Source organism: Hymenobacter lapidarius (assembly GCF_001816145.1).
Lineage (GTDB): Bacteria > Bacteroidota > Bacteroidia > Cytophagales > Hymenobacteraceae > Hymenobacter > Hymenobacter lapidarius.
Genome location: NZ_MDZB01000153.1, coordinates 46,456 through 60,446, shown reverse-complemented (window position 1 = coordinate 60,446; position 13,991 = coordinate 46,456). Strand labels below are relative to the sequence as shown.

12 protein-coding genes are annotated in these 13,991 nt (G+C 61.9%); 11 read left to right on the top strand and 1 reads right to left on the bottom strand.

The window, feature by feature from the left end; genetic code table 11:
* Window positions 1–77 precede the first annotated feature (77 nt).
* From BEN47_RS17765 to BEN47_RS17720, 10 genes are all read left to right on the top strand, one after another.
* The gene (locus BEN47_RS17765) at window positions 78–2,099 is read left to right on the top strand and encodes an AIR synthase-related protein (RefSeq protein ID WP_239691654.1); all 2,022 of its coding nucleotides are present in this window, start codon (window positions 78–80) and stop codon (window positions 2,097–2,099) included.
* Window positions 2,100–2,113: 14 nt separating this feature from the next.
* Entirely contained in the window at window positions 2,114–3,271 is a 1,158-nt protein-coding gene (locus BEN47_RS17760) for an AIR synthase-related protein (RefSeq protein ID WP_239691653.1), read from the top strand.
* Window positions 3,271–4,248 carry a phosphoribosylformylglycinamidine synthase subunit PurQ gene (locus BEN47_RS17755; RefSeq protein WP_204378343.1) on the top strand — a complete coding sequence of 326 codons (978 nt, stop codon included), beginning with the start codon at window positions 3,271–3,273 and terminating at the stop codon, window positions 4,246–4,248. The genes BEN47_RS17760 and BEN47_RS17755 overlap by 1 nt, the downstream gene beginning before the upstream one ends.
* Before the next feature lie 18 nt (window positions 4,249–4,266).
* Window positions 4,267–5,685: a phosphoribosylaminoimidazolesuccinocarboxamide synthase gene (locus BEN47_RS17750; protein WP_070730307.1), complete on the top strand. Its 1,419-nt coding sequence runs from the start codon at window positions 4,267–4,269 to the stop codon at window positions 5,683–5,685.
* A 15-nt stretch (window positions 5,686–5,700) separates the two neighbouring features.
* The gene (locus BEN47_RS17745) at window positions 5,701–6,084 is read left to right on the top strand and encodes a nuclear transport factor 2 family protein (RefSeq protein WP_070730306.1); all 384 of its coding nucleotides are present in this window, start codon (window positions 5,701–5,703) and stop codon (window positions 6,082–6,084) included.
* Window positions 6,085–6,114: 30 nt separating this feature from the next.
* Window positions 6,115–7,404 carry a phosphoribosylamine--glycine ligase gene (gene purD / locus BEN47_RS17740; RefSeq protein ID WP_070730304.1) on the top strand — a complete coding sequence of 430 codons (1,290 nt, stop codon included), beginning with the start codon at window positions 6,115–6,117 and terminating at the stop codon, window positions 7,402–7,404.
* Between the two features lie 16 nt (window positions 7,405–7,420).
* Window positions 7,421–8,092, top strand: coding sequence for a phosphoribosylglycinamide formyltransferase (gene purN / locus BEN47_RS17735; protein WP_083322555.1), 672 nt, complete (start codon window positions 7,421–7,423; stop codon window positions 8,090–8,092).
* 98 nt (window positions 8,093–8,190) lie between these two features.
* Window positions 8,191–9,693, top strand: a complete 1,503-nt coding sequence (gene purF / locus BEN47_RS17730) for an amidophosphoribosyltransferase (protein WP_070730302.1) — start codon at window positions 8,191–8,193, stop codon at window positions 9,691–9,693.
* Between the two features lie 218 nt (window positions 9,694–9,911).
* Window positions 9,912–11,009, top strand: coding sequence for an AIR synthase-related protein (locus BEN47_RS17725; RefSeq protein WP_070730300.1), 1,098 nt, complete (start codon window positions 9,912–9,914; stop codon window positions 11,007–11,009).
* 26 nt (window positions 11,010–11,035) lie between these two features.
* Window positions 11,036–11,635 (top strand): hypothetical protein, encoded by a 600-nt coding sequence (locus tag BEN47_RS17720; protein WP_070730297.1) that lies wholly within the window; start codon window positions 11,036–11,038, stop codon window positions 11,633–11,635.
* A gap of 3 nt (window positions 11,636–11,638) precedes the next feature.
* Here BEN47_RS17720 and BEN47_RS17715 read toward each other — a convergent pair whose 3' ends face one another.
* On the bottom strand, window positions 11,639–13,129 hold the full coding sequence (locus BEN47_RS17715) for a nicotinate phosphoribosyltransferase (protein WP_070730296.1): 1,491 nt from the start codon (window positions 13,127–13,129) through the stop codon (window positions 11,639–11,641).
* 200 nt (window positions 13,130–13,329) lie between these two features.
* On the opposite strand from BEN47_RS17715, the gene BEN47_RS17710 reads away from it, so the two are divergent.
* Entirely contained in the window at window positions 13,330–13,926 is a 597-nt protein-coding gene (locus BEN47_RS17710) for a DUF1345 domain-containing protein (protein ID WP_083322554.1), read from the top strand.
* Window positions 13,927–13,991 lie beyond the last annotated feature (65 nt).

Genomic DNA, 13,991 nt, shown 5'->3' with positions numbered 1-13,991 from the left:
GATTGATTTACTGCCACAAGCGAGATGCTTCGACTCCGCTCAGCATGACGGTTTCCCCCTGACGTTCTGATTTCTCAATGTCCGATAACACCACCACCCACACCGTCCAGCTCACGCTGAAACCCGGCCAGCACGACGGCGACGGCCAGCGCGTGGCCGAAGCCGCCGCCCGCCACCTGGGCCTGGCCACCGGCAACGTGCGCAGCGCCGCGCTCTACACCGTGCGCTACCCGCTGAGCAAAACCCAAGTGCGGGATTTTGCCACCCGCTGCCTCGCCGACCCGGTGCTGCACGACGTGCGCCTGAATGAATTGGCCGCCCCCGGAGGCTTTGCCACTTACATTCTGGTAGCCCGCCGCCCTGGCGTGACCGACGATGAAGGCACCTCGGCCCAAAACGCCCTGGCCGACTTGCTGAACGAGCCGCTGGACACCCATACCCAGCACATCTTCAGCAAGCGCCTCTATTTGCTCGAAAACGACCTGCCGGAAACCGACCTGCGCCGCATTGCGGAAGAGCTGCTCGGCAACAAGCTCATCAACTGGCTGGAAGTGGGCCGCGTGGCCGATGGCATCCGCGACTACACGCCGCGCCCCGGCGGCGGCGCCGAGGCCATTACCGAAGTTATTTCGCTGACCGGCCGGAGTGATGCGGAACTCGTGCAGCTCTCAAAGGAGAACATTTACGCGCTGAACCTAGAGGAGATGCGGGCCGTGCGCAACCACTTTGCCGCCGCCGACACGCAGGCTGAGCGCCAGGCCGCCGGCATGCCCGCCGACCCCACGGATTGCGAGCTTGAAATTATTGCCCAAACGTGGTCGGAGCACTGCAAGCACAAGGAGTTCTCGGCCCTCATTAACTACAAAGACCTGGAAACGGGCGAGGAGAAGCAGGTTGATTCGTTGTTCAAAACCTACATCAAGGACGCCACTTCGGAAGTGGACCGCCAGCTCCGCGCCAACGGCAACGACTGGCTGGTGAAGGTGTTTTCGGATAACGCGGGCGCGGTGCGCATCAACTCCGATTCGTTATTTGTTTGGAAGGTGGAAACGCACAATTCGCCCAGCGCCATCGACCCATACGGCGGGGCCATCACGGGGATTCTGGGCAACAACCGCGACCCGCTGGCCACCGGCATTGGCGGCGCGCGGCTGCTGTTCAACACCAACGTGCTGTGCTTCGGCAACCCGGAGTACGACGGGCCGCTGCTGACCGGGCAGCTGCACCCGCGCCGCATTCTGGAAGGCGTGCGCAAGGGCATTGAGGACGGCGGCAACAAGTCGGGCGTGCCGACGGTGAATGGCGCCATTGTATTCGATGACCGGTATGCCGGCAAGCCGCTGGTGTACTGCGGCACCGGCGCCGTGATGCCCATGCAGTTCGCGGGCAAAAACTCGTGGGAAAAGAACATCGATGCCGGCGACCGCATCGTCATGGCCGGTGGCCGGGTGGGCAAGGACGGCATCCACGGCGCCACGTTTTCGAGCATTGAGCTCGATGAAACCGCGCCCGCCACGGCCGTGCAAATCGGCTCGCCCATCACCCAAAAGCTGGCGATGGATTTCCTGCTGCTGGCGGCCCGCCGCGGCCTGCTGAAATGCAGCACCGACAACGGCGCGGGCGGCCTGTCGTCGTCCGTGGGTGAGCTGGCCGGCATCTCGGGCGGTGCGGTGGTGGAGCTGGAAAAAGTGCCGCTGAAATACCCCGGCCTGCGGCCCTGGGAGATTTTCGTGAGCGAGTCGCAGGAGCGGTTTACGCTGGTGGTGGAGCCGGGCAAAATGGCTGAAATAATGGCGCTGGGCCAGGAAATGGAAGTGGAGCTGACCGATATTGGCCACTTCACTGCCGATGGGTTTCTGGACGTGCGCTTCGATGGCGCGCCGGTGGCGCGGCTGAACATGGGGTTCCTGCACGAGGGCGTGCCGCGCAAGGTGCTGGAAGCAGAATGGACCCGGCCGACGGCGACGGAGCCCCTGTTCACCTCACCCCCTGACCCCCTCTCCCGCGGAGAGGGGGCACCGGGAATGCCCACAACGGAATTGTCTGGCTCCCCTCTCCGCGGAGAGGGGCCGGGACCGTGCCCGGCAGGGGTGAGGTGAACAAGCCGCACATCATGCTGCCAACCGACTACACCGCCACCCTCGGCCAGCTACTGGGTTCGCTCAATATCTGCTCGCGCGAGTCGGTCATTCGCCAGTACGACCACGAGGTGAAGGGCCGCACGATTGTGAAGCCGCTGATGGGCGCGACGGGCCAGGCCCCGCAGGACGCGGCCGTGGTGCGCTTCAACTTTGAGAGCTGGGAAGGCGTGGCCGTGAGCAACGGCATCCTGCCGCGATACGGCGATTTGGATGCTTACCATATGTCGGCCGGCTCGTTTGACGAGGCGGTGCGCCAGATTATCGCGGTGGGCGGGAAGCTCCCGAACCTGACGCCGGGCGATGGGCTTTTCTGGTCGGTGAACGACAATTTCTGCGTGCCCGATTCGGTGTACGACCCCGTCAGCAACCCCGACGGCAAGCAGAAGCTGGCCAAGCTGGTGCGCATGTGCGAAGCCCTGCGCGACGCCACGACGGCCTACTGCATCCCGCTCACCAGCGGCAAGGACTCGATGAAAAACGACTTCAAGGCCGATGGCGTGAAGATTTCGGTGCCTCCCACCGTACTCTATTCCATGACGGCTAAAATGGAGGACGTGCGCCGGGCCATCACCTCCGATTTCAAGCAGGCTGATGACGTGGTGTACCTCCTCGGCGAAACTTACGACGAGCTGGGCGGCTCCGAATTCTACGCCCTGCACGGCGAGCTGGGAGCCAACGTGCCCAAGGTTGATTTCGGAAAAGCCAAGGCACTTTATACCCTCGTGGGCCAGGCCAACGACCAGAACCTGATTCAGTCCTGCCATGACTTGAGCGATGGCGGCCTGGCCGTAGCGCTGGCCGAATGCACGTTTGGCTACCACTGCGGCGCCAGCATCGACCTGCCTGAAACGGGCCTGACGTTGCCGGCGCAGTTGTTTTCGGAGTCGCACTCGCGCTTCCTGGCCACGGTGGCGCCGGAAGATGTGGTGGCATTTGAAGCGCTGCTCGGCAGCCGGGCCACGCGCCTCGGTACCGTGACAAAGGATGTGCGCCTGGTGGTGCGCCTTGGCGGCCACGAGGTGATTTCGGCCGACACGGATGTGCTGCGAAGCGTGTGGACCAATGGCCCGGTAAACAGGCTGCTTGGCGTGGCGTCGAAGGAAAACCTCAGCCACTCCAATTCACTGTAATGGCACAAGACTCAATTCCATTGGCCCAAAACACTTTTGAAATGGTACAAGAAGCCATGCAGGCAGCACATAAAGTTCAATCGGAGGCACAAACCCAAGTGCCTGCTTCGGCTGGTATGGTGCGGGCGTTGATTCTGACGGGCTTTGGCATCAACTGCGAAGAGGAATTCGCCGCCGCCTACCGCATGGCCGGCGCCGAGCCCACCATCGTGCATCTCAACCAGGTGCTACACGGGCAGGTGAGCATCCACGATTTTGATACCCTGAACTTCCCCGGTGGCTTCAGCTTCGGCGATGACCTGGGCTCGGGCGTGGTGCTGGCCAACAAGCTGCGCTACCGCCAGACCGGTGCCAACGGCCGCACGCTGCTTGACGACATCAAGCAATTCATCGCCGACGGCAAGTTCGTGCTCGGCATCTGCAACGGTTTCCAGGTGCTGGTGAAGCTGGGCCTGCTGCCCAACCTGAGCGGCGAAATGACCCCCGAAGTAACCCTGACGCACAACGCCAGCGGCCGCTACGAAGACCGGTGGGTGACGCTGCGCGTGAACCCCAAATCCCACACGCCCTTCCTGAAAGGAATCGACACGCTGGAAGTGCCCGTGCGCCACGGCGAGGGCCGCCTCGTGATTTCCGATGCCGCCATTCAGCAGCGCATCGAAACTGGCGGCTTCAACTGCCTGAGCTACCTCGACGCCAGCGGCGATGGCACCGACATTTACCCTTTCAACCCCAACGGTGCCGCGCTGAACTGCGCGGGGCTGACGGACCCGACAGGGCAGGTGTTTGGGCTGATGCCGCACCCGGAGGCGTTTTTATCGGCCTACAACCACCCGGACTGGGCGCGGCGGCGGCGCCAAAACCCCAGTGCTACCGAAGAAGGAGAAGGCCTTCAGATTTTTAAAAATATTGTGGAGCACATTGCCCATACGCGTACTGCTGTAGCTTCCGTTACAGAATTTGCCATTCAGAAATAGTCTCCTTACAAGTCACTAATGAACACGCTCACTCACTTCGCTTCCCCCCAACTTCCTCTCCTCCACCGCGGCAAAGTGCGCGACAGCCTGCGCGCGCCTTCCGGCGACCGCCTCATCATCGTGACGGACCGTCTTTCGGCGTTCGATTCGGTGCTCGAAACCGCCATTCCGCACAAAGGCGCCGTGTTGAACGGCCTGGCCAACTTCTGGTTTGAAAAGACGGCTCACATCATCCCAAACCACGTCATCAAGCTGGTGGATGCCAACGCCATGCTGGTGAAGGAGGCCGAGCCCATTAAGGTGGAAATGATTGTGCGCCAGTATCTCACCGGGTCGATGTGGCGTGGCTATCAGGAGGGCCAGCGCACGTTTTCGGGCGTGACGGTGCCGGATGGACTGACGAAAAACCAGCCCTTCCCGCAGGCCATCGTGACGCCGACCACCAAGGAGGAGTCAGACCGCGAAATCACGCCCGAAAACCTGGTGAGCGAAGGCTGGGTGACCAAAGAGCTGTACGACCAGATGGCCGTAAAATCCCAGATGCTGTTTGCCGTGGGTTCGCAGCTGCTGGCCGAAAAGGGCATCATCCTAGTGGATACCAAGTATGAGTTTGGCCTGCTCAATGGCAAGCTGATTCTCATCGACGAAATGCACACGCCCGATTCTTCGCGTTTCTGGGCTGCCGAGGACTACGCCCGCAACCCCGAAACCGCCGAGCAGATGGACAAGGAATACGTTCGGCAGTGGCTCATCGCCAACAAAAAAGACGGCAAATACCTTCGCGCCCTCACTCCGGAAGTGGCCCAGGAAGCCAGCCGCCGCTACCTCGACATCTACCAGCGCATTGTGGGCCAGGCCCTGCCCACGGCTGAAACGGAAGCCGCCGACGCGCCCCATACCGGCCGCCAGGACGCCCGCGCCCGCCTACTGGCCAATCTGGTGCAGGCCGGAATGATTAAGGATGCCTGGGTGAATATCGTGATGGGCTCGCCCGCCGATAAGGAGCACTGCGAGAAAATCCGCCAGCAGTTTGAGGGCTACGACGTCTTCACGCAGCTGCGCGTGACTTCGGCCCACAAAAACGGCGAAGCCATTGCCGGCATGGCCGAAATCTGGAACAACAGCATCGAGCCCGGCGTCATCATCGCCGTGGCCGGCCTGAGCAACGGCCTCGGCGGCGCGTTGGCAGCCAACGTGAATGTGCCCGTGATTTCGTGCCCGCCTTACAAGGACTACGCCGAGCTGGCCATGAACCTGAACTCGTCGGTCATCATGCCCAGCGGCACGCCCAACCTTACCGTGGTGCGCCCTGACAACGCCGCCCAGGGCGCCCTCCGAGCCCTGAACCTGCCGCGTCTGCGCGAACGTCTCAACAAGGACATCCTCGCCACCAAAGCCAAGCTGAGAGCAGCCGACGAGGAGTTGCGGATACTTTAAGCAACCAAGCTACTGATGAACCCCGCCGAGCCTAAGCAACTGGTTGAAGCCTACATCGAAGCGTACAACCGCTTCGACGTAGCGGGCATGCTTGCACCCTTACACGAGAACGTGGTGTTCCGCAACATTGCCAACGGCGAAGTAAACCTGAATTTGATTGGCAAAGAGGCTTTTCGGCAGCAGGCCGACCAAGCCAAGCCCTATTTCTCCGAGCGCGAACAGCGCGTCACTGATTGGCAAGTGAATGGCCAACAGGTCGAAGTGGGCATTGATTACAAGGCAATTGCGGCAATTGCATTTCCGAATGGTTTGAACCCAGGCGACCCCTTGCATTTGCAAGGCAAGTCCATCTTTCAGGTTGAAAACGGTAAAATTATTTCCATCGAAGACATTAGCTAACCCTCGGCGCCAGCCTAAGCCCTTACTTTCTTGACTGACTCCAAAACCCTTCTCCTCCTCGGTTCCGGCGCCCGCGAGCACGCCCTGGCCGAAAAGCTGACCCGCGACGGGGCCACGGTGCACGTGCTGCCCGGCAATGCCGGTATCCCCAACAGTCACCCCGAGGTCAACCCGTTGGATTTTGAGGCCGTGAAAGCCCTCGCTCAGGCCCACGATGCTAAGCTGATTGTGGTAGGACCGGAAGCGCCGCTGGCGGCTGGTATCACCGACTTTTTTGCTGGTTCCGACATCCAGGTTTTTGGCCCGACGCGCTCGGCGGCGCGGCTCGAAAGCTCCAAGGTGTGGAGCAAGGAATTCATGCGCCGCCACGGCGTGGCCACAGCGCAGGCCTGGCCCTTCAGGAGCGACAACATTGCGGCGGCCCGCGTCAAAGCGGCCGAGCTGGGTGGGCACGTGGTGGTGAAGTACGACGGCTTGGCCGCCGGCAAGGGCGTGTACGTGTGCTCGTCGCCGGAAGAAGCCGATGCGGCTTTCGACGACTTGCAAACGAGCTATTCCGGCTGGTTTTCCTTCCTGCTCGAAGAGAAATTGACCGGCCCCGAAATCAGCATCATCGGCCTCACCGATGGCCACGTTATTAGCCTGCTGGCCACTTCGCAGGACCACAAGCAGCTGCTAGCCGGCGACTACGGCCCCAATACCGGCGGCATGGGCGCCTACTGCCCCGTGCCCTTCGCCGACGACAACGTGCTGGCTACGCTGCGCCGCGACATCGTGGACCCCACCCTGCGCGGCCTGCAAATCGAGCAGTTCGAGTTCCGGGGCTTCCTCTACTTCGGCATCATGCTCACGCCCACCGGCCCCAAGCTGCTGGAATACAACGTGCGCCTGGGCGACCCCGAGGCCGAAGTTCTGCTACCCGCCTTGGAGAGCAGCCTGCTCGATTTAATTGAAGCCACGCTCAACGGCACACTGTCCCGGCAGGGCGTGGTGCAACGGCCCGGCGCGTTCGTGGGCGTGGTGCTGGCCTCGAGTGGCTACCCGGCCCCGAAATTCCCCACCGGCTTCCCCATCGCTGGCCTCGACAACCTACCCAATGACGTGCGCGCCTACCACGGCGCCACCCGCCGCGATGACGCCGGCCAGCTCGTAACCAACGGCGGCCGGGTTCTCGTGCTCACCGCGCACGGCCATGACTTGGAATCGGCCATAGCCCGGGCCTACGAGGCGTGCGCTCAGGTCACGTTCCAGGACGCTTACTTCCGCACCGACATTGCCCAACGCCCGGCGCCCGTTCTCACTGCCAGCGTTGTAAATTGAAGTTGAAAATCCGTCCATGAACAGCCCCACTTCCAAAGAGCAAATTCGTCAAGCTACCCTCTCCGCAGGCGAGGGGCTGGGGGTGAGGTTACCCGGCGAGGAAGGCCGCAAAGTCCGTCTGGCTATTCTGCTGTCGGGCCGTGGCTCCAACATGCTCTCCTTGGTGCGGTCCACGCAAACCGGGGTGTTGAAGGACTTGGCCGAAGTGGCCGTGGTGTTCAGCAACAAGCCCGATGCGCCGGGTTTGGACCGGGCAGCTGCCCACGGCTGCCCGGTGGCGGCGCTGCCCAGCCAGGGCCGCAAGCGAGAGACTTTTGATGCTGAAGCGGCCGAGCTGCTCAAGCAGTACCAACCCGACTTGGTGGTGCTGGCGGGGTACATGCGCATCCTGTCGCCGGCCTTCATTCAGCCGTTTGCGGGGCGCATTCTTAACATTCATCCCGCCGATACGCACCAGCACCAGGGCCTGCACGCCTATGAATGGGCCTTCGACAACAAGCTGTCGGAAACTAAAATCACCGTTCACCTGGTAGACGAGGGCCTTGACACCGGGCCCATTCTCGCCCAGCAGCCCGTGGACTTGCGCGGGGCCGACACGCTGGCCGAAGTCGAGCGCCGCGGCCTGGCTGTGGAGCACGAGCTGTACGCAGAAACGCTGAAGCGTTTAATTATGGATTATAAATTATGAGTTATGAATGTGCCGTTCTGTTCCGGGGAAGGCCATTTCTGACTCAAGGATAATAATTCATAACTCATAATTCATAACTCATAATTCAAGCGAAGCCCATGTGTGGAATAGTAGGTTTTCATGGCCCCGATGATGTGGTTGCCGACATGGTGGTGGGCCTCACGGCGCTGCAGCACCGGGGGCAGGACGCGGCCGGCATTGCCACGTTCGACGGTTTGGCCTTCCACCTGCACAAGGGGCAGGGCCTGGTGAACGACATGTTCAAGCCCAAGCACCTCAAGAAGCTGAAGGGCAACAGCGGCATCGGCCACGTGCGCTACACCACCCAGGGGGCCAACGATTCCGACCTGGCCCAGCCCTTCACCACCAGCTACCCCTTCGGGCTGGCCATGGTGCACAACGGCAACGTCATCAACTTCCGCGACGTGGCCAAGCGCCTGCACGACAAGTACCACGTGCTGCCCAAAACCACCAACGACCTCGAGCTCATCATGTACACCTTCGCCTCGGAGCTGCGCGTGAAAGACCTCGACCACCTCTCCGTCGTGGATATTTTCGATGCCGTGGAAACCACCCAGGAGCTGGTGGAGGGCGCTTATGCCACCATCACGCTCATTGCCGGGCACGGCCTGCTGGCCTTCACCGACCCGCTGGCCATCCGGCCGCTGGTGCTGGGCCGCCGCGACACGCCCGCCGGGCCGATGTACGCCTTCGCGTCGGAAAGCACCTGTTTCGATTTTCTGGGCTTTGAGTTTGTGGAAAACGTGGGGCCGGGCCAGGCCATTTTCATTGATAACAACTTCCAGGTTCACCACAAGAACCCTTACGAACTGCCCAAGAATTTCTGCGCGTTCGAGCAGATTTACTTTGCCCGCGAGGACTCTATTATTCACGGCCGGCTGGTGGCTCGCGAGCGGGTGCGCCTGGGCAAGCGCCTGGCCCGCAAAGTGGCCGACGCCGGCCTCAAACCCGATATGGTCATCGACGTGCCCAGCAGCGGCTACTTCGCCGCTTCCGGGCTGGCCGAGGCCATTGGGGTGCCCTACCGCCGCGCGCTGGTGAAGAACAACCACATGGGCCGCTCCTTCATCGTGGCCACCCAGGCCGGGCGCGAGGACGTGGTGAAGAAGAAGCTCAACCCCATTCGCGAGTTTGTGGAAGGCAAGAAAATAGCCGTAGTGGACGACAGCATCGTGCGCGGCACTACCTCGCGCCGCATTGTGCGGCTGCTGCGCGACGCCGGCGCATCCGAGGTCTACTTCATTTCCAGCGCGCCGCCTATCGTGTCGCCCTGCATCTACGGCATCGATATGGCCATGAGCACCGAGCTGATTGCGGCCAACTACACGGAGGACGAAATCTGCCGCTACATCGAAGCCGACAAAGTTATCTACCAGGATTTGGAGGATTTGCAGGAGCTTTTCTCCGAAGAAAAAGGCCACGGCGGCAGCTGTTTCGCCTGTTTCTCGGGCAAGTACCCCACCGGCGACGTGACCCACTACCTGCGCCACGTGCAGGAAGAGCGCGCCAGCCACCGCCCCGAAAAAGGCAAGAAAAACCTGTCCGTAAGTGCCAAAGCGCCCGAGCCGACGGAGCATTAATCAGAAAATGAGGGGGGGAGCATGAAACTCCCTCCCTCAGATGAGGAGGGAATGTGAGCGCCGAAGAGGCGCGAACGGGGGCGGTTGAAGTCGTTGAACGACACCCGCCTGCTGCTTTTTCTCACGCACATCGTTCAACGATTCAACCACCCCAGTTGCCGCGTCGCGGCAACGTCCCCTCCTTGGTAAGGAGGGGAGTTTGACGTTCAAACTTCCCCATGTCCGCATCCCCCGAAAACCCCGCCGGCTATTCCATCGAAGAAGGCAACGCCGCTTCGCGCAACGCCTACAGCTGGGCCAAAAAAACCTTCCAGAACCGCGCCGGCAAGCCCGGCGAAGCCGCCCAGGACCTCGACGGCGGATTTGCCAACGAAATCCGCTTCGGCAACGCCCGCCTCGGCATCAGCTCCGACGGCATCGGCACCAAAATCGAGGTAGCCGAGCGCGTGGGCCGCTACGACACCTTGGGCTTCGACCTCGTGGCCATGACCGCCGATGACCTCATCGTGGCCGGTTTCGTGCCCACCAACCTCTCCAACATCATTGATGTGAACCACCTCGACTACGACGTGGTGGACCAGATGATGCGCGGCCTGCACGACGCCTGCAACTTCGCCCAACTGGCCATCACCGGCGGCGAAATCGCGGAGCTCGGCAACCGCATCGGCGGCTGGCCGGGCGCTAAGATGAACTTCAACTGGTGCTCCACGGCCATCGGTAGCCTGCACCCCAGCCTGGCGCGGCCCCTGAGCGGGCACACCGCCCGGGCCGGCATGGCCGTGGTGGCCATTCAGTCGCCCTCCTTCCGCTCCAACGGCTACTCGCTGGCCCGCAAAACGCTGCAAAAAGTATTCGGCGACAACTGGCACGAAGCCCCCTACGACGGCTCCGACGCCGAACAGTACGCCACCTGGGGCGACGCCCTGCTGGCGCCCTCGCTTATCTATTCGCCCGGCGTGGCGGCCCTACTCGATGCCGGCCTGCCCCTACACGGCGCCGCCCACATCACCGGCGGCGGCGTGGCCGACAACTTCCAGCGCATCCTCAAAAACAGCCTCGGCGCGGTGCTCGACAAACTATTTGCGCCCCTGCCCGCCATGCAGCGCCTCTGCGAAATCGGCGACCTCAGCCCCGAAACCGCCTACCTCTACTGGAACATGGGCACCGGCATGCTCCTCGTCACGGAAGAAGCTTCAGCTGCGGCCGTGGTGGACTCGCTGCAAGGCAGCGGCTACGCGGCGCAAGTGGCCGGCCACCTCACGGCCGAGAGCGGCGTGACGCTGCGCTTGGGCACGGGGGAATTGCGGTATGCATAATTTCTAAAATTTGCATCTGGGATTACATGAAACCATACATGCTTTGCCTAGGGCTACTACTGTTGGGTGAGCAAACAATTGCTCAACACGTTGTTACCCAAACCCAGCAATTACTCAACTCCGTAATAAACCGGAGGGGTGCTTTAGTGGAGTTGCGGCCTCTCCATCGACTGTATTGGTCAGTGGGCGATACCGCCGATTCAATGGTTAAACGCCGTGGGGGACCGTTGGCCTTGGACGTGATTTCCAAAAGAAAATTGGCGGAAATCATCAGCAACAGTGCAGGTTTGGACACTGCTGCATGGACCACGCAGGAGTTGGATAGCGTGATATTCGTTGTCAATCAGGAGCAATACCTGCGCTCCCAAGTTGAAATCAAAAGGTTGAAAATTGCTGATAAAAGGTTGATTTCTTTCTATAAAAAAATCATCTGGCGTTACAATAATACCTCGCCGGCCAACAGGCGCGTGACGGCATTTTCAAGGCCGGTGTTTGATAACAGCGGTACTTACGCAGTTATCGCATTCGATAATGGCTACCTACTAAGCGGGGGTGGAGCAATTATTCTTTATAAGCGCGACCCTGAGTGGCGAGAAGTAGGACTCATCAAGAAATGGGCGCATTAAAACTTACGCCCCGCGCACCGGGCGCTTCTCTAGAATAAGCTGCGTGCGGTAGTCGCAGAGGGTTTTTTCCAGGCCCACGGGGTACACGTGTGGGTTGAGGAAGCGGCGGATGCTGGGGTCCAGGCTTTGCACTTCGCGCTGGGCGTGGGCGCGGCTTTCGGCCAGGGTGGGCAGGTCCAGTACGCGCTGGCCCTGGCGGAACACGGGCTCCAGCAGCTCGCGGAACTTGGTTTCGGGCTTGATGGCCAGGCGGCGGGTGTTGTCGGCCGGGTCGATGAGGGTGAGCTGGTCGGGGAGGGGCTCGGCGGTGTTATAGAGCATGTCGGCGCGGGGCTTGCCGTATTCGTTGAGGTAGCGGCGCACCTGCAGGATGCCGGGAATACTGGTTTTGGCCACCTGCTCCGAGAGCTTGATGGTGAAGTCCCAGCCCGAGTCGTCGGCTTTGCGCAGGGCGGCCAGCTTGTACACGCCTCCCAGCGCCGCCTGGTTGTAGGCCGTCACGAGTTGCGTGCCCACGCCCCAGGTATCGATGCGGGCGCCCTGCTGCTTGAGGCTGGTGATGAGGTTTTCTTCCAAATCGTTGCTGGCCACGATGCGCGTTTTGGTGAAGCCGGCCTCATCCAGCACGGCGCGCGCTTCCCGGCTCAGGTAGGCCAGGTCGCCCGAATCGAGCCGGATGCCGGACAACTCGTGGCCGTTGGCGCGCATGTCGCGGGCCACTTTTATGGCCTGGCGCACGCCCTCGATGGTGTCGTAGGTATCGACCAGAAACACCGAGTCGTCGGGGAAGGCCTGCGCGTAGGCCGAAAACGCCTGCGTTTCATCGCCAAACGCCTGCACCCAGCTGTGGGCGTGGGTCCCGCGCACCGGAATGCCGTAACGCTGCCCGGCCAGCACGTTGCTGGTGGCATCGGCCCCGCCCAGATAAGCTGCCCGGCTGGCCCCCAGGCCGCCATCGAAGCCCTGCGCCCGGCGCAGGCCAAACTCCAGCACTTGGTCGCCGGGCCCGGCAGCTTCCCGGATGCGGGCAGCTTTGGTGGCAATCAGGGTTTGAAAATTGAGGAGCGTGAGCAGCGCCGTTTCCAGCAGCTGGGCTTGCAGCAGTGGCCCGCGCACGCGCATCATCGGCTCGTTGCCGAATACCACGGTGCCCTCCGGCACGGCGTCGATGTCGCAGGTGAACTTCAGTTGGCGCAGGTATTCCAGGAATTCAACTGGAAATAGCGCGGCACCTTTGCTGCCGCGCAGGCTGCCCAGATACGTCAGGTCGTCGTCCGAAAATTGCAGGTTCTCGACCCAATCCACGGCCAGCGCCAGTCCCGCCGCTACCGCGTAGCCGCCCTGGAATGGCGCCTTGCGGAAGTACAAGTGAAACACGGCCTCCCGGTCCTGCATGCCCTGCTGCCAGTAGCCATAGGCCATCGTGAGCTGATATAAATCGGTGACGAGGGCCAGGGACGGGGCGTAGAGGCCGGAAAGGGGAGCTGCGTTCATACAAACAGGGCCGGCAATGAAGCGAATGCCGGAGCCACAAAGGAAACGCAGGGAAAAGAAACAAAGCCGGCCGTCGCCGTCGGGCGGCCCCGCATCTTGCGCCCCATGCAGCCCTCTACCTCCGCTTTTTTTCGTCTGGCCACCACCTGGGCTCCATCACAGCGAAGTACCGGCTGCTGATTGGCCTGGCCCTGGGGGCCGTGGCTTGGACCCTGGCGCCGGCCGGGGCAGACACCACCAGCCGCTGGGTGGCGATGTGGGACGTGTACGCGGGCCGCACCCTGCTGCTCGTCGCGGCAGCCATGTTCACGGCCGACGCAGCCACTATTCGCAAAGTGGCCAACAGCGAAGACCTTGGCCGGGTGGTGGCCTTTGTTTTTGTGCTGGTGGCGGCTGTGGCCAGTCTGCTGGGCGTGGTGGCCCTGCTGGGCACCCTCGACAACTTACCGCGCGGCGCCTTTGTGCAGCACGTGGCCCTGAGCGTGGCCGCCGTGCTGGAGGCGTGGCTGCTGGTGCACACGGTGTTCACGCTGCACTACGCCCATATTTACTACGACAGCGACGAGCGGCACGGCGGCGACACCGGCGGCCTAGAATTCCCCGGCAACGACCCCGAGCCCGACAACCTCGACTTCGCTTATTTCACCTTCACCATCGGCATGGCCGCCCAGACCGCAGACGTTACCATTCCCGGCCGGCGGCAGCGGCGCACGGCGTTGCTCCACGCCATCATCTCCTTCGGGTTCAATACCGCCATCGTGGCCCTGAGCATCAGCGCCGTAGGCGGACTGCTGTAGATAAGTTTTGGGGGTTGCGTGTTAAATATTGAATTAGGCAGAGCAGCACTCAAAACTTAACACTC

Coding starts and splice junctions, on each gene's coding strand:
- BEN47_RS17765 (WP_239691654.1), top strand. CDS start 78: ATGTCCGATAACACCACCACCCACACCGTCCAGCTCACGCTGAAACCC.
- BEN47_RS17760 (WP_239691653.1), top strand. CDS start 2,114: ATGCTGCCAACCGACTACACCGCCACCCTCGGCCAGCTACTGGGTTCG.
- BEN47_RS17755 (WP_204378343.1), top strand. CDS start 3,271: ATGGCACAAGACTCAATTCCATTGGCCCAAAACACTTTTGAAATGGTA.
- BEN47_RS17750 (WP_070730307.1), top strand. CDS start 4,267: ATGAACACGCTCACTCACTTCGCTTCCCCCCAACTTCCTCTCCTCCAC.
- BEN47_RS17745 (WP_070730306.1), top strand. CDS start 5,701: ATGAACCCCGCCGAGCCTAAGCAACTGGTTGAAGCCTACATCGAAGCG.
- purN (WP_083322555.1), top strand. CDS start 7,421: ATGAACAGCCCCACTTCCAAAGAGCAAATTCGTCAAGCTACCCTCTCC.
- purF (WP_070730302.1), top strand. CDS start 8,191: ATGTGTGGAATAGTAGGTTTTCATGGCCCCGATGATGTGGTTGCCGAC.
- BEN47_RS17725 (WP_070730300.1), top strand. CDS start 9,912: ATGTCCGCATCCCCCGAAAACCCCGCCGGCTATTCCATCGAAGAAGGC.
- BEN47_RS17720 (WP_070730297.1), top strand. CDS start 11,036: ATGAAACCATACATGCTTTGCCTAGGGCTACTACTGTTGGGTGAGCAA.
- BEN47_RS17715 (WP_070730296.1), bottom strand. CDS start 13,129: ATGAACGCAGCTCCCCTTTCCGGCCTCTACGCCCCGTCCCTGGCCCTC.